This window comes from Vibrio sp. THAF64 (assembly GCF_009363455.1).
Lineage (GTDB): Bacteria > Pseudomonadota > Gammaproteobacteria > Enterobacterales > Vibrionaceae > Vibrio > Vibrio coralliilyticus.
In genome coordinates, this window is sequence record NZ_CP045355.1 from 2,534,880 (window position 1) to 2,552,788 (window position 17,909).

Genomic DNA, 17,909 nt, shown 5'->3' on the forward strand with positions numbered 1-17,909 from the left:
ATCAAGAAGGGCCTGTTTCTTTATGATTTCCAACGTTCAGCAGCTTTCGCATCCGACTCTCGGGATTCAACCCAGCGAGTCTCTTCCGTAGTGCGTTCTTTTTTCCAGAATGGTGCTTTGGTCTTTAGATAATCCATGATGAATTCACAAGCTTCAAACGCCGCACCGCGGTGCGCACTAGATACACCAACAAATACGATTTGATCGCCAATATCCAAATCACCGACACGATGAATGACACGAACATCAAGCAAAGGCCATCGCTGCTCAGCCTGCTGACAAATCTCGCCAAGTGCTTTTTCTGTCATCCCCGGATAATGCTCCAGAGAGAGCCCTGTAACATTGTCGCCAAGGTTCATGTCTCGTACTTTGCCAACAAATGTAACGACGGCGCCAGAGGCTGTGCCCTGTGCGAGAGCTTCGTACTCAGCGCCAACAGAGAAATCTTCGAACTGAACAGACACACGTTCCATCATTAACCTCCTGTCACAGGAGGGAAGAAAGCCACTTCATCGCCATCGTTCAAAGGATGCTCAAAAGCCACAATGGACTGGTTAACCGCTGCCAGTAATTTACCAGGTTCCAGCGCTAAGTCCCATTTACCTTCACGGGTAGCAAGGTCTGCGCGTAGTGCTTCAACGGTCTCAAAACGAGCTTCTAGTTCAAGTTCATCGGTATCAACCAATTCACGGGTCTGAGCAAAGAACAGTACTTTAATCATGCATCCACCTTAAAATGACCTGACTTGCCGCCGGTTTTCTCCAGCAGACGAACCTGACCAATCACCATGTCTTTCTGCACCGCTTTACACATGTCGTAGATGGTTAACGCAGCCACTGACGCCGCAGTTAGGGCTTCCATCTCAACCCCGGTCTTACCTGCAAGTTTGCACACAGACTCAATACGAACCATGTTTTCAGATTCAATCGCTTCCAACTGAACTTCAACTTTTGAAAGAAGAAGCGGATGGCAAAGCGGGATCAGATCCCAAGTTTTCTTCGCTGCCTGAATACCTGCAATACGAGCGGTCGCAAACACGTCCCCTTTATGATGTTGACCCGAAACAATCAACTGCAAGGTTTCCGGTGCCATATGAACAAAAGCTTCAGCTCGCGCTTCACGCACAGTGTCATTTTTTGCCGATACGTCGACCATATTGGCTTCACCGGAGGCATTAATGTGAGTGAACTGACTCATAGTGCTACCTGCTTATACAGAAAGGTGTGGCATGAAGTTACAAGGGCGATGGCTGGCATCCAACTGCTGCTTAATGATTTTTGTCCAACCAGTACGACAAGCACCTGTCGAACCCGGCATTGCAAAGATGACAGTATGGTTCGCAAAGCCCGCAATCGCGCGTGATTGAATGGTCGACGTACCAATTTCTTCGTATGACACCTGACGGAACAGCTCACCAAAACCTTCTACTTCTTTGTCAAACAAAGGCTTAAGTGCTTCAGGTGTGCTATCGCGAGAGGTAAAGCCCGTACCACCGGTAATCATCACAGCTTGCACGCTTTCATCCGCAATCCACTGAGAAACAATTGCACGGATTTTGTACATATCGTCAATCACGATCTGCTTGTCCACAACGTTGTGACCCGCTTCTTTTGCGTTCTCAACCAGATACGCGCCAGAAGTATCATTTTCTTCTGTACGTGTGTCAGAGACGGTTAACACGGCAATGTTTGCTGGTTGAAATTTACTTTCTGCGTGACCCATTTGTTCACCTACCTATTTCGATTTGTTCAGATTGCGCCAAGCTGAGGCTTAGCCCAACATAATATGATTTGAGAATTGAGTATCAGCGTTTAGCCGCCAATCGACGCCAGATGCGGCGTCATGCCCGCATTACCATCGTGGAGGAAGTGGCTCACTGATTTAGTCTGTAACTGCTCCTGAATACGCTGAATTAACGCATTTTCTTGCGAGTCTTGCTGTAATAAATCACGCAGCTCAACACCATGTTCACCAAACAGACACAGGTGCAATTTGCCTTTGGCCGATACACGTAAGCGGTTACAGCTCTCACAAAAGTCTTTCTCATAAGGCATAATCAGACCGATTTCGCCTTGATAGTCAGGATGAATAAACACCTGAGCAGGCCCATCGTTGTTTGCACGCGCTTTAAGTAGCCAACCATTGGCAATCAGCTGATTACGAATCGCTACACCTGAAACATGATGATTGTGGAAGAGCTGATCCATCTCACCAGTTTGCATCAGTTCAATAAAACGCAGCTGAATTGGGCGGCCTTTGATCCAGTTTAGAAACGCTGGCAACTCATGAGAATTGAGGTCTTTCATCAATACCACGTTCACCTTGACCTGCTCATAGCCGACTTCAAAGGCTCGGTCGATACCAGCCATCACTTCGGTAAATTTGTTTTCACCAGTGATCTGATAAAACATGCGAGGATCGAGGCTATCAACGCTAACGTTAATATGTGTCAGTCCAGCCTGCTTCCAGTCAGCAACCTGCTTCTCCATTCGGTAACCATTGGTGGTCGTAGCCACCTTATTGATACCTTCAGTTTCGGCCACAGTATGAATGATATCAGTGAAGTCTTTACGCAAGCTCGGTTCACCTCCTGTGATACGAACTTTCGACGTACCACAGTCAGCAAATGCTCTGACCACACGTTTTATCTCAGGAAGCGTTAAAAAAGACGAGTTTTTCTGTCCCGAAGGTTTATAACCATCAGGCAGACAATATGTGCATTTAAAGTTACAGACATCTGTAACGGAGAGACGCAAGTAATAAAACTTGCGTTGAAATCTATCTTCGAATTGTTGCGCCACGGAACACCTTTCCAAACACGGGAGGCGATAATCATTTCCAATTATGCCCTTGTGACAATTTGTCACTGGCTCAGCACGCTTATTCACTATGAACTTAGCCTGATGAGCTCGGAGTTATGGCAACTGCCTATTAAGACCAATGCTTAACAACAGTAGCTGACGATAAAATACTTAATAATTGTGCGTGTTTCTACCCTCAAGATAAAAAAATCACACCCAACGCCCAAAATACCCCGTATTGAGTACTTTTAGCGGTTCGATTATTCTAGATTGTAGATGAATATGATCAAATAAGAACAAAATTAATGACTCTGTACTGCACGAAAAAAGTGGTCGCCGTTGGTGGTGGTCACGGCCTTGGACGCATGCTGGCGGCTTTGAAAGACTTTGGTGAGAATGCGACAGGCATTGTTGCCACTACAGATAATGGCGGCTCAACTGGTAGGATACGTAATTGTCAGGGCGGTATCGCTTGGGGTGACACCCGCAACTGCATCAACCAGTTAATTACCGAACCCTCAATCAGTTCGATGATGTTTGAATATCGCTTCAAAGGGTCTGGCGAATTGGATGGTCACAACTTAGGTAACTTAATGCTGACTGGCCTCGATAACCTGTCAGTTCGACCTTTGGATGCCATCAACCTTATCCGCAACATGCTTAAAGTCGATGTGAATATCATCCCAATGACAGAACACCCTGCTGACCTTAAAGCGCTTGCTCCTAACGGTCAGTGGGTAACAGGAGAAACCAGTGTCGATGAAATGCCTGAAAAACTGGTTCGTCTCGACTTGGAGCCTGAAGTTCCTGCAACCAGTGAGGGTGTACTTGCGATAGAACAAGCGGATGCGATCATTCTTGGTCCGGGCAGTTTTCTAACCAGTATTATGCCACCATTGCTGTTATCTGAAATTGGCCGAGCAATCGAAAACAACCAAAAGGCTCAGCTTGTCTTCGTTGAAAACCTATCTCCTGAATACGGCCCTGCGGGTAAGATGACTCTGAAAGAAAAACTGGAATGGTGCGAGCGTGCCTGCCGCGGTAGAAAAATTGATGTGGTTTTGGGTGAAGAACCTCACCCTGAATTAAGCGATTGGAATTGCATAACAACACCTCTCGCTTCACCAAATCGAGACTGGCGCCACGACAGAAGCAAATTGCAGTCTGCCGTTGAGTCGTTATTGTGCGAGTAACGCTTTATAGCGCTGTTGGGTTTCACTCAGCAGCGCAACCATCTGTTGCTGTGTCGCTGAGATATCGAGCGTCTGACCTGATTTAGCTTTCGCGTCCACTTCCACCGCATACGCACATAGAGATTCAGCCCCAAAACTTGCAGCACTGCTTTTCAGAGCATGACTAATTTCTTTGAGATAAGCATCTTTATCCAGTCCTTCGTCGGTACTGAGCTTTTCGATGTACTGCGCTAGTTCCCCAAGAAAGATATCAAGCAAAATCGGTACATTATCAGCACCAATTTCACTTGCCAGTCGGTCTATTTTAGTTTGATTTAACACTTCCATGATCGATTACTGTGTTTCCTTCGTGTTCCAGTTTTGCAGCTTGCGATAAAGCGTTGATGGACTGACATCTAAATAGCCCGCGGCTTTAGGAATATTCCCTTCACAGGCCTGAATCGCTTGCTCAATGGCTTTCTTCTCTGTTAACCACAGAGGGAAAATGTCATGCACAGAAAAACTGTCTTTGTCCTGCAAGTCTACCCTGATCTGATTTTCGACTGGCTGATTCAATGGAGGCGGCAACATATCCATGGAGATGTTTTCACCGTTGTTAAGAACCACGACGTTTCTCAGTACGTTTTGCAATTGACGAACATTACCCGGCCACTCGTATTGAGCGAAGCGGCTCACAACTTCTGGTGCCAGCCGGACAAAGTCTTTTCCTTCCTCTTTAGACATAAAGCCTAGCAGAGAATAAGCAATTTCTATGACATCATCGCCACGCTCCCTCAAAGGAGGTAGGTGCAAAGGAATTACGTATAAACGATAATATAAGTCTTCACGGAAGCGACCTTCCTGCACCTCTTTCCAAGGGTCTCGGTTGGTTGCACAGACGAAACGCACGTCGACGCTTTTCATTTTCGAAGAGCCGACTTTCTGGAAGGTACCCGTCTGAATAAAACGTAGTAGCTTAGTTTGCAGATCCAGATCCATCTCACACAGTTCGTCAAGGAACAGCGTGCCTCCATCAGCCAACTCAGCCGCGCCTTGTCGATCAGTGGCAGCGCCGGTAAACGCGCCTTTCACATGACCAAACAATTCACTTTCAATCAGATCTTTTGGAATAGCCGCACAGTTGATCGCGATGAAGGGCTTGTCACCACGCTTACTTGCCGCATGAATGGCCTCTGCACACACCTCTTTACCCGTACCACTTTCACCAGTGATGAAAATACTGGCTTTACTGGATGCGGCGGAGTCGATGGTACGATACACAGCCTGCATAGTGTGGCTACTACCGATAAAGCCTTGATAATTCTGGTTACCCGGATTATCAGCTTCATTTTTCAACTTGGTCGCTTTGCGAATAGCGTTGTTAACCGTGACACGGAGTCGGTCCGCTTCACACGGCTTGATAAGGAAATCCTGAGCACCATGGCGCATCGCTTCTACAGCGGTATCAATCGAGCCGTGGGCAGTCATGAATATCACTGGAACATCAGGCATTTTCTGTTTCACTGCATGCAAAACATCCATACCTGTCATGTCGGGAAGACGAAGGTCCAATAGGATTAAATCAGGAGTGCGAAAGTTGAGGCTTTCAATGGCATCACGCCCGGTACCAACGATGTTGATATCGATACCCAAAGGGGTGAGATAAGAACGGTACAACGCCGCGACCGACGCAGTATCTTCAACCATCAAAAGATATTTGGACTTTTGTGTTTGCGTATTGTGTTGCATAACCTAGCCGAATTTTTCTTCGCAATTTGTATAAATGATTGCATTGCGCTTTGCATTTTGCAAATTTAATGCTTAAAAAACGAGAAACGCCCTAAAATTGGCGTAAAAAAATTGGCACGTTAAATGCTGTTATAACATTGACCCTTATGGGTCACCTAGCCAACTGACGTTGTTAGTGAACTTAGTATTCACAAATTACAGCCAATAGAATTTATTTCTACTGGCTATTTTTTTATCTGTCAGTCGGAGGCCATAACACGAAATCAGCTATTCACAATGAACTGCTGACGCAATTTTTCAATTTGATCTCGTTTCTCAGCCGCCGCTTCAAACTCCAGATCTTGAGCATGCTGATACATCTGTGCTTCCAACTTGCTAATCTCTTTTTCAAGCTGTTGCGGTGTCATCACATTGTAAGACTGGGACGGCTCTGCGACCTTGGACAACGGAACCTGCTTATTAGTTCGTTGTTTTTTGCTCTTAGCAATATCGCCAAGTTCCATAATATCTTTAATATTACGTTTCAGTGCCTGCGGCTCGATGCCCATCTTATCATTATAGGCTTGTTGTTTCTCTCTACGACGGTTGGTTTCTCCCATCGCCTTGTGCATAGATTTCGTTACACTATCGGCATAAAGAATAGCTTTACCGCTAATATTACGTGCCGCACGACCAATAGTCTGAATCAGCGAACGCTCGGAACGTAGGAAACCTTCTTTGTCAGCGTCCAGAATAGCGACCAACGACACTTCCGGCATATCCAAACCTTCTCGCAGCAAGTTGATCCCGACCAAAACGTCAAATTCACCCAGTCTCAGATCTCGAATAATTTCCACACGTTCGACCGTGTCGATATCAGAGTGGAGATAACGAACACGTACGTCATGTTCCGTCAGGTACTCAGTTAAATCTTCTGCCATACGTTTTGTTAGCGTGGTGACCAACACACGTTCGTCCTTAGCAGATCGAATACGGATTTCGGACAGCAGATCATCCACCTGAGTCGCCACTGGACGAACTTCCAATTCAGGGTCAAGCAGACCTGTTGGACGAACGACCTGATCAGCCACCTCTCCATCTGATTTCTCTAGCTCGTAGTTACCTGGCGTTGCGGATACAAAAATGGTTTGTGGTGCGAGAGATTCAAACTCTTCGAATTTGAGCGGCCGGTTATCCAAAGCAGAAGGCAAACGGAAGCCAAATTCCACCAGCGTTTCTTTACGTGAACGGTCACCTTTGAACATAGCGCCAATTTGCGGCACGGTTACGTGAGATTCGTCGATCACTAACAAACCATCATGGGGCAAGTAATCAAATAGGGTCGGTGGCGGCTCGCCTTCACTACGACCACTGAGGTAGCGAGAGTAGTTTTCGATACCAGAGCAGAAGCCAAGCTCTGTCATCATTTCAATATCAAATTGAGTCCGCTGAGAAATACGTTGCTCTTCAAGTAACTTGTTGTTATCCAACAAATGCTTTTTGCGACTTTCCAGTTCAACCTTAATATTTTCAATCGCATCCAAGATCTTATCTCTTGGCGTAACATAGTGCGTTTTCGGATAGATGGTAAAACGAGGTAAATCGCGCTGCTTGACCACACCCGTCAGTGGGTCGAAGATACTGATACAGTCGATTTCATCATCAAACATTTCAATACGTACTGCATCTTGATCGGATTCCGCAGGGAAAACATCGATCACTTCACCACGAACACGGAACTGTCCTCGCTCAAATGCCACATCGTTGCGGCTGTATTGCAATTCAGCCAGACGGCGCAAAATATCTCGCTGATCCATTACATCCCCGCGGCGTACGTGCAACATCATTTGCAGATAAGACTGAGGATCACCCAGACCGTAAATTGCGGAAACAGAAGCCACAATAATGGCATCTTTGCGTTCAAGTAAGGCTTTGGTCGCGGACAGGCGCATTTGTTCAATGTGGGCGTTTACAGAGGCATCTTTCTCTATAAATGTATCGGTCGTCGGTACGTAGGCTTCAGGCTGGTAATAGTCGTAGTAAGAGACGAAGTACTCGACAGCGTTATTAGGGAAAAATGATTTCATCTCACCATAAAGCTGTGCAGCCAGAGTTTTATTCGGTGCGAGTAGAATCGCAGGGCGCTGAGCCTGTGCTATCACATTGGCAAGGGTAAAAGTTTTACCTGAGCCAGTAACCCCCAGTAAAGTTTGATGAGCGAGACCTGAATCCAACCCCTCCAATAACTGGTTAATCGCTGTTGGCTGGTCACCTGACGGTTGGTAATCCGAAACCAAATCAAAAACTTTGCTCATTTGCACCTCACCCGCACACGAAGAATAAATTCGGTCTATTTTGACTGTATAAATATACAGAAACAATAGCTAGAGAAAAAATAACTCTCTGTTTTAGAAATTTTGTCCTGTTAGCGCTAGATCCCAATATTCAATCCTGCTATTATCTCTCGCCCTACTCGGGAACCATCTTAATAATCTCCCAAAATTCTCACACAGCTTATTCACATTTCTAGTTAAAATCTCAACTTGTCCACATTGATCAAAAAATCCTAAAAATCATAAGAACAGATCTAACCTTCACCTGATGCTTTAATATACAACAAGTTAGCTAATGATCTTTTTTGATTATTTTTAGAGCTAAACACCTATTATTGCTCAGTTTATTCATTGCTCAAGATTCATCAACATAGTTATCCACAATTTTGGTGGATAAGTAAATCTAGCTTAGGCACATCAAGGGCTACAAAAAAGTAAAGCACTTTTTAACAAAAAATTTAGACCATTCAGGCGATTTTGAGGTTGACAGCGTTTCGTCTCACCGATAATATTCGCAGCGCTTAAACGCAATTCCCCCTTAGTTCAGTTGGTAGAACGGCGGACTGTTAATCCGTATGTCGCAGGTTCGAGTCCCGCAGGGGGAGCCAAATTCAAGAAAAAAGACGTCTTCGGACGTCTTTTTTCGTTTCAGCAGCCCTTAACTCTATACAGCGGTGCTTCCTCTCCTTTGATTTACTAGGCCTTCCCTGCATACCTAGCCTCAAATCTTAAACGCAAGGTAATCACATAATTCGCTCAAACAGCTCCCTTCATTTTTGCACTCTCTTACCGTTTAAAAGCCCAATAAACAACGGGGTTCGTCATTAAGTAATTTCTCAACAATTATAAATAAAAAACAATTTAGCTTTATTCCGTACTATTCCGTGCATTTCCTTTCGCTTTTGTCGTTTGTATCTCTACCTTAACCGCCACTTTCATCGTGATGTGAAAGCGAAAACAACAAAAGAGTTAGCCAATCGCTAGCGTTAAATGTAGGAAACACACTATGCAAAACAAATCCTTAAAACTGGTTACTTTCGGTGTCTTGATGGCGACAACAGCATTCAATGCCAATGCTTCAGAGAACTATGAGTATTTCATTGGCCTTGATGCAGGTGCCCGCATTAGCGGTACAATCGAAGTGGAAACCAATGGCGTCAATCAAGACCAAGATATGTCATCCTCCGCGGTGTTTGGTTTGCGTGGTGGTGTTATCTTCAATAATGCTCACCAACTAAGTCTAGGTTATGACTATCGTGGTACGAGTGAAGAAAACAACTCAGATAGCGACCTTGAAGTCGGCACTCTCTATACAAGGTACGACTATCTTGTGCCAATCACGGAGAAACTTTCCTGGACCTTAGGTGGCAAGCTGGGCTACGAAATGTTCAATGCGAGCTACGATACACACGAACTGGATGGAGTAGTGCTGGGAGCACAAACAGGACTAAAGTACCAATTTGAGCAATGGAGTGTTGGTACAGAAGTCAGTTACCTGTACCACACTACAGAACTAACTAATGAAGAAGGGAACACTAAAACAACATCAAAACTAGGTGACGAAGTTTTCTTGATGACGAATATCCAATATCACTTTTAAATTCAGCCCAAATAAACTGTCCAAATATCTCCCGATCCATCGGGAGATATCATTGGCGCGCGAATCTGTTATGCTCGTTAAGCGCACTGCTCGACTTTACCTTGTTCTGTTTTTGCCTTTGGCTTAGATGTCTTTTTCGCAGCGTCTAGATTAACTACTTCCTCTGTGGAGACATTCTTTGAGTTGCCTAGAAAGACGCCGCCTTTCTGAATGGTAAATTCTGTAGCAGACACTTCCCCCTCAAGGTAGCCGTGTTCAAGAATCTCTAAGCTTTTGGTGTAAACCTTGCCAAGGAAGCGGCCATTGATAATCAGGCGTTCAGCACGAATCGAACCGTCAACAGATCCGGTTGCACTAATGGTGACACTACGATCGGTTTCAATGCTGCCCTTTATTTGACCATCTATCTGGATGTTACAAGTAAGCTTGAGTTGTCCTTCAATATAGCCTCCTTCCGCGATGACAGTTTGAGAGCAGTGGCTATTTGATTCTCGATTCTGTTTACCAAGTAATCCCATTTTACGTCCTTATTCGATTCGAAAATCGAGTCAAAGTTATTCATTTCCCATTTGGTGAAAGGCAATGGATCCAGAGAGCGCCCCACCAAACGAACCTCATAATGCAGGTGATACCCAGTCGATAACCCAGAGTTACCCGACAGACCAATCAAATCACCTTTCTTAACGTAATCTCCACGCTTCACCTTGAATGCACTCAGGTGAGAGTAAGAAGAAGTAAAACCGAATGAGTGCGCCAGTTTTAAGAAATTGCCTGAGCCTTTATTACTTTTTCTCGCCACTTCAATAATGCCATCAGCCGGGGCGTAAATTGGAGTTCCGGCATTAACGGCGTAGTCAATACCATGATGCATGGCTTTCATTTTAGTGACTGGGTGCACCCTGCGACCGTAATGGGAAGAAAGATAACCTGCTTTAACTGGCCGTCCATTGGGTATCAGTTGCATCATCTGATGACGAACCGCAGTACTGAGCGCCGCGCTATCAACTCTATCTCTTAAGTCTAAAGACTCGTTGGAAAGCTCCAGCGCAGACTCAATATCACGCAGTTTGTCCGTCACGTAAGCGAGATCTTGCTTCTTTCTCGTCAGGTGGCTTTCTAAGTCACTCTGAAATTCGTGTGAGCGTATTAACTCTTTTTCGAGAGAATAGGCTTTACTCAACAGTTCACTTTTTTCCCGTTCGGAATCAGAAGCATCGCCCGCTAGAATCGACAAAAGTCCGAGCAAGGTAAAGAACATCACAGCAATAAATAACAGCGAGTACTTAATCCCTGTAATAGCCCGGAACGATAGATTAAAAAAGCGCGTTCCCTCAATGCCAGTGACCATAACGGTTAAGTGATTAGATTCCATACTTTCTCAATGACACACTCTTACAATCATTAAAGTGAGAGGAATTCTATCAGGGCAAAATGACGCGAGAAGAGTCAGGTTTCCAATTCGGAAACCTTATCCCAGAGATAAAAATTGGATTTAATTGCGGTTCAAAACAGGTCGCTTAGGCTATTTTGGCCCTGAATACAGAGTCACAACTACTCAGCAACTTTCTCGCGATTAAAACGCTTCATGTCACTTGCAAACTGCTTAAAATCAATGCGCTTAACCAACGCAGCACAGACAGGAGGAAGTGGTTCAAACATAAATACACTGTCGTGATGAAGAAGGTTGTCAAAAATGAGGGTAAGGTTGTCCTTGTTAGACAAACCTGTAGAAAGAAATAGCGCATGGATTTTCGCCACACAGCTCACTTTGTCGAGCTTACGGGTAAAGCTATCCAGCACAGACTCCGCACTTTGTCGTGCCCCCGTGAGGAATTCAGCATGAAGCTGAATTAATGCCAGATGCTGACTCTCACTTTCCGTGAGCTTGTGACGAGACATTTCTTTAACAACCTGATCAAATTTCTTCTCATACAAGCCACTCCCCTCTTCACTTCGCATCCAAAGCATTAGCAATGCGAACAGATAATTCAGGGTGTGCTGGGCAACGTCTCGATTGATCAGTTTGGCGGTGTTAAGACCAGAGGAGAAGTGAACCAGAGCATCATCATATCGACTGGCTGCAATGCTCATCAAAGCCAGCGATGTCTGATGAGCCAAACTAAGCCCCCAACGTGAGCCCGAACGAGTCAACAGGCGATAAGCATCCTGTATGCTGCCATTTTGCAGCATCAGCAACGTCCCTATCTCGTCAAATGGCTGACCGAGCTGAAACTTGGCAGAATTGAACTTGTTGTAAAGCTCCAGCGCGTCGTCTGACTGGGCATTTAATACCAGTGCATTGAGAAACAGGCTGATCTCTAGAGAATAATCTCGCTTACCCGCCTCTTTTATCAAAGCACCATATAACTCCGTGGCTTGTTTAAGCTCACGTTTTACCAAGTGGTGGTGAGCACGATTGAGTTTGAAATCATATTGATATTCAAAGTAGTGCTGCTCAAAGAATTGATAGCGTTTTTCCATCTCGTCAGCACACTCAATATCGTTGCGCTGAAGCAGAGGCCAAACCTTATTCTTCTTCTCAAACACCTTGCGGATAAGAACACTGATATCCCGCTGATTATCTTCCGGCTTGAGGTGGACATCACCAAAGTAATATGAGCTGTCACGTATACTGCTATCCGCGCAATCCATAATGATTGTCGAGCGCTCATCTATAGTCTTCGACTTTCTCAACTCAAGAATCAGATCCTGTGACTTAACTGTATTTTTGCGAAAGCTCTGATCACAAATCAGAATATCAAACCGGCCATGGAACGTCCGATTAAGCGCTTCATGTGGAGAATTCAGATGAATAATCTTATGTTGCTTGATTCCCAAAGAGAGCATAAGACTAGATATGCTAATGTTTTTATTCGGAAATTCTTTGATGATAAGGACATTTGCATCTCTTAACTTAAGCATACCAACCTTTCTCTCCTCCTTAGGTAAATCAGGCTTGATGCAGTTTAAGGTGACGCAAAGCCTTGCGGGTGACGAATTATTGAGCTTTTTGCGCGAATCGGCTATTGATAATCTCTTCTAACGCGAGCTCTTCCTTGTGTCGAATGTCAGAATTGTGCTCTTCCTTCCAACGTTCGAGAGTATTTTCCAGACCTTTGACTCTGAGGTGCTTATTTTCAAGCTGTTTTTGCAACGACGTGCATTGCGCTTGCATCACCTCCTGCTCATGTTCCTGATGGACAATCAGCTTATGAAGCATCTGATCCACACGGCTACGATTGAGCAATGCCTCTCGATGTAAAGCCATAACATGACTCGATCGTGGTTGCGTCTGGCGCTTCAATTCCATCAGTTGTTGTAAACGCTGCTGAGCTACTGTGTGCTGTTGGCGAAGCGATTCCAACTGCGCAGACATTCTATCTCGATGCTTTTGCTGAATTTTCTGAAACTTCTCCACAGCACGCAATTTCGCTTCCATACGTTAATTCCTAATTTGATTGAAAGAGCTGCGCCAGTTCTGTCAGGCTTTGAGGAAAATCCACAGAGCAGTCTGCCGCTTGCTGAAGGTATGCCGTCAGCTGTGGATACAAAGCCACCGAACGATCCAGTTCTGGATCTTGTCCTGGTTGGTAACCTCCCAGTGGTAGTAGGTCTTTAACTTGAAGGTAATTCGAATAAGTCTTGCGAAATTCATTGGCCAAGGTCAGGTGGGCAGGTTGTGAGCAAGCCGTCATACAGCGGCTCACCGAAGCATTAACATCAATCGCCGGATAATGTCCTTGTTCTGCCAGTTTACGAGATAAAACGACATGACCATCAAGAATGGCACGCGCAGAATCAACCACTGGATCTTGCTGATCATCACCTGCGGCAAGAATGGTATAGATGGCAGTCAGGCTACCATTGGGGTTTTCACTGTTTCCGGCACGTTCAAGTAACTGCGGCAAGGCATTAAATACCGATGGTGGATAGCCTCGGGTGGCGGGTGGTTCACCCAGAGAGAGGGCAATTTCTCGCTGCGCCATCGCATAACGAGTCAGAGAGTCCACCATTAGCAAGACATCTTTACCCTTATCGCGAAAATACTCTGCAACTCGATGGCATAACAACATGGCTCTAAGACGCATCAGCGGCGATTCGTCTGCTGGCGCAGCAATGATAATCGCTTTGTCACGCGCTTCTGGAGTCAAGTTAGACTCAATGAATTCACGGACTTCACGACCACGTTCACCAATCAGGCCTACAACAATGACATCCGCTTCCGTGTTTTGGGTAATCATTCCCATCAAAACACTTTTCCCTACGCCACTGCCCGCCATTAACCCAATACGCTGACCTTTACCTACCGTAAGCAGGCCATTGATCGCTCGTACCCCAACATTGAGCGGTGAATCAACGGGTCTACGCTTTAGAGGGTTGATTGGTTTAGGCTCAAGTGAAACGCGATCACCTCCTTGCAAGACAGGCCCATCATCAAGGGCTTCACCTAGCCCATTCACCACGCGTCCCATCCAGTTTTCGCTGAGCTGAACTGTGCTGTCTCCATCCAATGGAATCACTTTCGCTCCCGCAAATAATCCGCCAAGACGACGAATTGGCATCAGATAAGCGATGGTATGATCAAAGCCCACAACTTGTGCTTCAATCATGTCACCTTCCGCCGTCTCAACTAGGCAACGCTGCTCAAGCTTAAAGCGACACCCTACCGCTTGCAGCATCAGCCCTGTGACTTTTACCAGTCGCCCTGTGACTCTAGCCACGGGAATGGAATCCAGCGAAGCAATGGCTTCACTGGTTCGTTCAGACAGAAGATCAAATGCGAGCGTATTACTCATTGTCAGCTTCAACCACCGGTGTCACTTCTTCGAGCAAGTGCTCTTTGACGTTGTCCATGCAAGCTTGTAAGCGCGAGTCACAGCTGGCGTCCGCCTCAGCATCATCGGTCACCAAATGACACCCGCCTGTCGGCAGTTCTGGATTGGCGACCAGCTTCCATTCTTTAGGTAATTCCGCATTGATTTGAGTGATGCGGTCAAGATCCTGAGGGTTAAGGTGAACGGTTACTTTCTCTGTTTTTCCGGGCATCGCTTCGAGTGTTTCATCAACGAGCGCTAGGATTTGTTGTGGCATCAAAGTCAGCTCTGCTCGAATCACCTGTTGTGCGACCTTTTGTACCAGTTCGCAAATAATGTGTCGCTGCTGTTGCTCACGCTCAGCCTGCCAACGTGACAAGGTTTGATAAAGCTCATTTACTGGCTTAGTCGCTTCAAGAAATGTCTGCTTACCGGACTGTTCACCCGATACGAAGCCTTTCTGGAAACCTTCTTTCTGGCCTTCCAGTAAGCCTTGCTGTTTCCCCTGGCTCAACCCTTGACGGAGGCCTTCTTCATGTCCCTGTTCGAGGCCTGTCTGGAACCCTTCTTCAAGCTTTTGTTGCAGGTCTATCTGGGATTCCTGCCAGGAATCATCGATGGCAAATTCATCATCACTTGCCATGGGCTGCGCCAGTGGTGGAAAGCGATGAATGCGATAACCTGATGCTGGAACTTGCAGTAAATTGGATTTCACTAGTGACATGCTTTACTCCACTGTAGGTTCATCATAAAGCACGAGTTCGATTTCACCCGCCTCATCCAGCTCACGTACGATCTGCATGATTTCTTGTCTCGCGCGCTCCACTCGACTTAGTGGTACCGCACCGCGAATTTCCATGTCGTCTTCCAGAGCTTTGACCATGCGCTGTGGCATTGCACTCTTAATGGTTTGCTGAAGAAGAATCTCTGCACCTTTCAGAGCCACACCCCAAAGTTCGAGTGGAACTTGCTGAACCAAGCGATCCATTGTTTCTTCTCTCTGTCGACCTAGAACCATGAAGTCGAACATGTTTTGCTCAATTTCACTCACCACTTCTTCATCGTGCAACTTGAGCATTTCCATCAGTGAACCACGGTCACCTTCAAATCGGTTGATGATGTCCGCCACTTGTTTAACTCCAGAGAGCGGCGCACTCTGACTGACCGATACTTGTTCAATACAGCGTTCAATCAGGTCATTCAGATCGCTCGCAACCTGATGGTCAATATCCTGAAGCTGAGCAATCCGATACAGGAGTTCATCATGGTAGTCTTCAGGTAAATGCTTGAGCACTGTTGACGAGCTTTCCGGTGGCAGATAGGCAAGAAAAATCGCCTGCATCTGCGGGTGCTCATTAGATATGAATCGAGCTAAAACCTCAGCTTCGACCCACTGTAAGCGCTGCATATTATTCCGAATCTCATCACCATATAGGTTGTTGAGAAGCCCTTTGGCTAAGTCATTACCCAGCGCTTTACGCAGTGTGTTCGATAGATACTCTTTTGACGCTCCACGGATGCCACTGTGTTGACGAAAGTCTTCAAAGAAGTGCTGGATAACGCCGTTGGCACTATCACTTTTTATCCCACTCAATTTCGCCATGGCTTTTGTCACACGCTGGGTTTCATCTCGAGTGAAGTTACGCAGCACTTTGGCAGCGGCGTCTTCACCCATGCCGAGAAGAACCAGAGCGGTTTGCTCTACGTGACTAAGCGTTGCTTTCTGCTTTGACTCTGCTGTGTTCATTCACATTTACCCATTGTTTTAGTACTTCGGCGACTCGTTCAGGTTCTTCGTTAGCAATTAACTGCAAGTGTTTCAACTGAATCTCTAGTGGCGATCCGGCTGGCGGTAACATGTCATTCCCCACGTCCAGACCAGAGGAAGCGGCAATGCCTTTTTCAGATAACTTGCGATTCAGTGCTTCTTCACGTTCACGTTCTTCACGCGTTTGCAGATTGTCGAAAATAGGCTCTTCCTGAGGTTCGGCGAACTCCAATTCTTGAGAGCGCATGTCTGCACCCGTCAGATGCATGATAAGTGGGCGCAGCACGAAGAAAATCATCGCCATACCCAGCATGCCGCCTATCACGTAACGCATCGGCTGCTGAATCGTTGGATCCTGCCACCAAGGAATGGTCGGTGGTGCCTCAATCGCGAGCGGTGTAAAGCTAAAACTCATCAAACTGAGGCTGTCACCACGGTCAGCTGCAATACCCACAGCGTCAGTGACCATAGTAGAAATCTGAGCTTTTTCGTCCGCAGTCCAAGCTGTACCATTTGGCGCTGCGGCCTCATTGAGCAAGACAGAAACGCTGAGCTTTTCAATCTGGCCCTGTTGATAATGTGTGCGGCGTACACTGCTGCCCACAGCGTACTGACGATTTACTTCAGAGCGAGCATTGGTGTTCTGACTGTCTTGTGTTGGCACTTCACCAGTTACTGGAGGCTGATTGCTCAAGGTTCCCGGAACACCTAACGCAATCTGATCAATTGAGTTGTTGGAGATGGTGTGCTCATTACGAACAATTGGTGTGTTATCAAGAATTTCCTGAGTTTCTTCTACCTGACTAAAATCCAGATCTGCCGCTACCTGTACGCGGAAGTTACTCGGCCCGACAATCGGTGTCAGCATGTCGGAAGCGCGCTGAATAATTTGTTTCTCAACGTTCTTCTGATATTCAAGATACTTGGCATTGACCTTACCCGCTTCCGCTGAGGCGACATCAGCACTGAGTAAACGACCATACTGATCAATCACCGACACTTGTTCTGGCTTCATCCCAGTCACGCTGCCGACAATCAGATTAATAATCGCTTCGACCTGTTCCGGTTTCAGATCTTCACCAGGTTTGAGTTCAAGCATGACCGATGCTGAAGGCGCTTCGCTGTTTTGTCGAACAAACAGTGTTTGACGCGGTATGGCTAGGTGAACTCGGGCATTAGAAACCGCATTGAGAGAGATAATGGTACGTATCAGTTCACCTTCCAAACCATGACGATAGCGTGCGGTTTCCATAAACTGACTGGTTCCAAGAGAACTGTCTTCTTTGAGTGAATCTAAACCTGTTGGCAGTTTGGCTTTCACTCCCTTTGCCGCCAGCAACATGCGGATTCTGGCGACTTCACCCTCTGGCACTAGTACTTGGCCATTTTGCTCTTGAAGTCGGTAATTTATGCCTTCAGATTCAAGGACAGAGACAATTTCACCGGTATCAAATCTTTCTTGCTGACTGTAAAGCGGTCGGTAGCTCTGTGTTGAGCTCCAAAGAGCCACCACAATGATCGCAGCCACAATCGCGGCCAAAACAGCAGACAAAACCAGATTTCTCTGACTGTTTGACCACAGCTGCTTCAATTTATGAGTGAAATCTTCCATTCCTCGCGAGGAGGAAGTTTGTGTGGTGGCAGCGCTAAATGTTCCGCCACCTGCAACTTGGGTAGTTAAGTCTGACATGGG

Annotated in this window: 18 protein-coding genes, 1 tRNA gene and 1 riboswitch; of the genes, 3 read left to right on the forward strand and 16 right to left on the reverse strand. The window is 46.1% G+C overall.

What is annotated here, in order from left to right:
• Positions 1 to 20: 20 nt before the first annotated feature.
• The 5 genes from moaE to moaA all read right to left on the reverse strand — a co-directional run bounded on the left by moaE (position 21) and on the right by moaA (position 2,801).
• Complete coding sequence (gene moaE / locus FIU99_RS11625; RefSeq protein ID WP_006963011.1) at positions 21 to 476, reverse strand: molybdopterin synthase catalytic subunit MoaE; 456 nt, start codon at positions 474 to 476, stop codon at positions 21 to 23.
• Positions 476 to 721 carry a molybdopterin synthase sulfur carrier subunit gene (moaD, locus tag FIU99_RS11630; RefSeq protein ID WP_006963012.1) on the reverse strand — a complete coding sequence of 82 codons (246 nt, stop codon included), beginning with the start codon at positions 719 to 721 and terminating at the stop codon, positions 476 to 478. The genes moaE and moaD overlap by 1 nt, the downstream gene beginning before the upstream one ends.
• Positions 718 to 1,197 (reverse strand): cyclic pyranopterin monophosphate synthase MoaC, encoded by a 480-nt coding sequence (gene moaC, locus FIU99_RS11635; protein WP_006963013.1) that lies wholly within the window; start codon positions 1,195 to 1,197, stop codon positions 718 to 720. The genes moaD and moaC overlap by 4 nt, the downstream gene beginning before the upstream one ends.
• Positions 1,198 to 1,209: 12 nt before the next feature.
• Entirely contained in the window at positions 1,210 to 1,722 is a 513-nt protein-coding gene (gene moaB / locus FIU99_RS11640; protein WP_006963014.1) for a molybdenum cofactor biosynthesis protein B, read from the reverse strand.
• An 89-nt stretch (positions 1,723 to 1,811) separates the two neighbouring features.
• The gene (gene moaA / locus FIU99_RS11645; RefSeq protein WP_006963015.1) at positions 1,812 to 2,801 is read right to left on the reverse strand and encodes a GTP 3',8-cyclase MoaA; all 990 of its coding nucleotides are present in this window, start codon (positions 2,799 to 2,801) and stop codon (positions 1,812 to 1,814) included.
• Positions 2,790 to 2,927: riboswitch (molybdenum cofactor riboswitch) on the reverse strand. It overlaps the preceding gene by 12 nt.
• 179 nt (positions 2,928 to 3,106) lie before the next feature.
• Between moaA and FIU99_RS11650 the strand changes: the two genes are divergently transcribed.
• The gene (locus FIU99_RS11650; RefSeq protein WP_006963016.1) at positions 3,107 to 3,994 is read left to right on the forward strand and encodes a YvcK family protein; all 888 of its coding nucleotides are present in this window, start codon (positions 3,107 to 3,109) and stop codon (positions 3,992 to 3,994) included.
• On the opposite strand, the gene luxU is transcribed toward FIU99_RS11650, so the two are convergent.
• The 3 genes from luxU to uvrB all read right to left on the reverse strand — a co-directional run bounded on the left by luxU (position 3,980) and on the right by uvrB (position 8,016).
• Entirely contained in the window at positions 3,980 to 4,324 is a 345-nt protein-coding gene (luxU, locus tag FIU99_RS11655; protein WP_029236080.1) for a quorum-sensing phosphorelay protein LuxU, read from the reverse strand. The two genes, FIU99_RS11650 and luxU, sit on opposite strands and share 15 nt — an antisense overlap.
• Positions 4,325 to 4,327: 3 nt before the next feature.
• Positions 4,328 to 5,722: a quorum-sensing sigma-54 dependent transcriptional regulator LuxO gene (gene luxO / locus FIU99_RS11660; protein ID WP_019275536.1), complete on the reverse strand. Its 1,395-nt coding sequence runs from the start codon at positions 5,720 to 5,722 to the stop codon at positions 4,328 to 4,330.
• A gap of 263 nt (positions 5,723 to 5,985) precedes the next feature.
• Positions 5,986 to 8,016, reverse strand: coding sequence for an excinuclease ABC subunit UvrB (gene uvrB / locus FIU99_RS11665; RefSeq protein ID WP_006963019.1), 2,031 nt, complete (start codon positions 8,014 to 8,016; stop codon positions 5,986 to 5,988).
• A gap of 550 nt (positions 8,017 to 8,566) precedes the next feature.
• On the opposite strand from uvrB, the gene FIU99_RS11670 reads away from it, so the two are divergent.
• Together FIU99_RS11670 and FIU99_RS11675 are read left to right on the forward strand one after the other, a co-directional pair.
• A tRNA-Asn gene (locus FIU99_RS11670) sits at positions 8,567 to 8,642 on the forward strand.
• 398 nt (positions 8,643 to 9,040) lie between these two features.
• Positions 9,041 to 9,634 (forward strand): outer membrane beta-barrel protein, encoded by a 594-nt coding sequence (locus tag FIU99_RS11675; protein WP_006963020.1) that lies wholly within the window; start codon positions 9,041 to 9,043, stop codon positions 9,632 to 9,634.
• Positions 9,635 to 9,711: 77 nt separating this feature from the next.
• Here the strand turns inward: FIU99_RS11675 and FIU99_RS11680 are convergent, their stop codons facing one another.
• The 8 genes from FIU99_RS11680 to fliF all read right to left on the reverse strand — a co-directional run bounded on the left by FIU99_RS11680 (position 9,712) and on the right by fliF (position 17,906).
• Complete coding sequence (locus tag FIU99_RS11680; RefSeq protein WP_129542192.1) at positions 9,712 to 10,152, reverse strand: polymer-forming cytoskeletal protein; 441 nt, start codon at positions 10,150 to 10,152, stop codon at positions 9,712 to 9,714.
• Complete coding sequence (locus FIU99_RS11685) at positions 10,038 to 11,006, reverse strand: M23 family metallopeptidase (protein ID WP_006963022.1); 969 nt, start codon at positions 11,004 to 11,006, stop codon at positions 10,038 to 10,040. Before FIU99_RS11685 ends, FIU99_RS11680 begins: the two co-directional genes overlap by 115 nt.
• 179 nt (positions 11,007 to 11,185) lie before the next feature.
• Positions 11,186 to 12,556, reverse strand: a complete 1,371-nt coding sequence (locus FIU99_RS11690) for a hypothetical protein (RefSeq protein WP_039952584.1) — start codon at positions 12,554 to 12,556, stop codon at positions 11,186 to 11,188.
• A gap of 76 nt (positions 12,557 to 12,632) precedes the next feature.
• The gene (locus FIU99_RS11695) at positions 12,633 to 13,073 is read right to left on the reverse strand and encodes a hypothetical protein (RefSeq protein WP_006963024.1); all 441 of its coding nucleotides are present in this window, start codon (positions 13,071 to 13,073) and stop codon (positions 12,633 to 12,635) included.
• Between the two features lie 10 nt (positions 13,074 to 13,083).
• Positions 13,084 to 14,430, reverse strand: a complete 1,347-nt coding sequence (locus tag FIU99_RS11700; RefSeq protein WP_006963025.1) for a FliI/YscN family ATPase — start codon at positions 14,428 to 14,430, stop codon at positions 13,084 to 13,086.
• Complete coding sequence (gene fliH / locus FIU99_RS11705) at positions 14,423 to 15,172, reverse strand: flagellar assembly protein FliH (RefSeq protein ID WP_006963026.1); 750 nt, start codon at positions 15,170 to 15,172, stop codon at positions 14,423 to 14,425. The genes FIU99_RS11700 and fliH overlap by 8 nt, the downstream gene beginning before the upstream one ends.
• 3 nt (positions 15,173 to 15,175) lie before the next feature.
• Positions 15,176 to 16,195, reverse strand: a complete 1,020-nt coding sequence (locus FIU99_RS11710; RefSeq protein ID WP_019275543.1) for a flagellar motor switch protein FliG — start codon at positions 16,193 to 16,195, stop codon at positions 15,176 to 15,178.
• On the reverse strand, positions 16,158 to 17,906 hold the full coding sequence (gene fliF / locus FIU99_RS11715) for a flagellar basal-body MS-ring/collar protein FliF (protein WP_039952585.1): 1,749 nt from the start codon (positions 17,904 to 17,906) through the stop codon (positions 16,158 to 16,160). The genes FIU99_RS11710 and fliF overlap by 38 nt, the downstream gene beginning before the upstream one ends.
• Positions 17,907 to 17,909: the final 3 nt, after the last annotated feature.

Coding starts and splice junctions, on each gene's coding strand:
- moaE (WP_006963011.1), bottom strand. CDS start 476: ATGATGGAACGTGTGTCTGTTCAGTTCGAAGATTTCTCTGTTGGCGCT.
- moaD (WP_006963012.1), bottom strand. CDS start 721: ATGATTAAAGTACTGTTCTTTGCTCAGACCCGTGAATTGGTTGATACC.
- moaC (WP_006963013.1), bottom strand. CDS start 1,197: ATGAGTCAGTTCACTCACATTAATGCCTCCGGTGAAGCCAATATGGTC.
- moaB (WP_006963014.1), bottom strand. CDS start 1,722: ATGGGTCACGCAGAAAGTAAATTTCAACCAGCAAACATTGCCGTGTTA.
- FIU99_RS11650 (WP_006963016.1), top strand. CDS start 3,107: ATGACTCTGTACTGCACGAAAAAAGTGGTCGCCGTTGGTGGTGGTCAC.
- luxO (WP_019275536.1), bottom strand. CDS start 5,722: ATGCAACACAATACGCAAACACAAAAGTCCAAATATCTTTTGATGGTT.
- uvrB (WP_006963019.1), bottom strand. CDS start 8,016: ATGAGCAAAGTTTTTGATTTGGTTTCGGATTACCAACCGTCAGGTGAC.
- FIU99_RS11675 (WP_006963020.1), top strand. CDS start 9,041: ATGCAAAACAAATCCTTAAAACTGGTTACTTTCGGTGTCTTGATGGCG.
- FIU99_RS11680 (WP_129542192.1), bottom strand. CDS start 10,152: ATGGGATTACTTGGTAAACAGAATCGAGAATCAAATAGCCACTGCTCT.
- FIU99_RS11685 (WP_006963022.1), bottom strand. CDS start 11,006: ATGGAATCTAATCACTTAACCGTTATGGTCACTGGCATTGAGGGAACG.
- FIU99_RS11690 (WP_039952584.1), bottom strand. CDS start 12,556: ATGCTTAAGTTAAGAGATGCAAATGTCCTTATCATCAAAGAATTTCCG.
- FIU99_RS11695 (WP_006963024.1), bottom strand. CDS start 13,073: ATGGAAGCGAAATTGCGTGCTGTGGAGAAGTTTCAGAAAATTCAGCAA.
- FIU99_RS11700 (WP_006963025.1), bottom strand. CDS start 14,430: ATGAGTAATACGCTCGCATTTGATCTTCTGTCTGAACGAACCAGTGAA.
- fliH (WP_006963026.1), bottom strand. CDS start 15,172: ATGTCACTAGTGAAATCCAATTTACTGCAAGTTCCAGCATCAGGTTAT.
- FIU99_RS11710 (WP_019275543.1), bottom strand. CDS start 16,195: ATGAACACAGCAGAGTCAAAGCAGAAAGCAACGCTTAGTCACGTAGAG.
- fliF (WP_039952585.1), bottom strand. CDS start 17,906: ATGTCAGACTTAACTACCCAAGTTGCAGGTGGCGGAACATTTAGCGCT.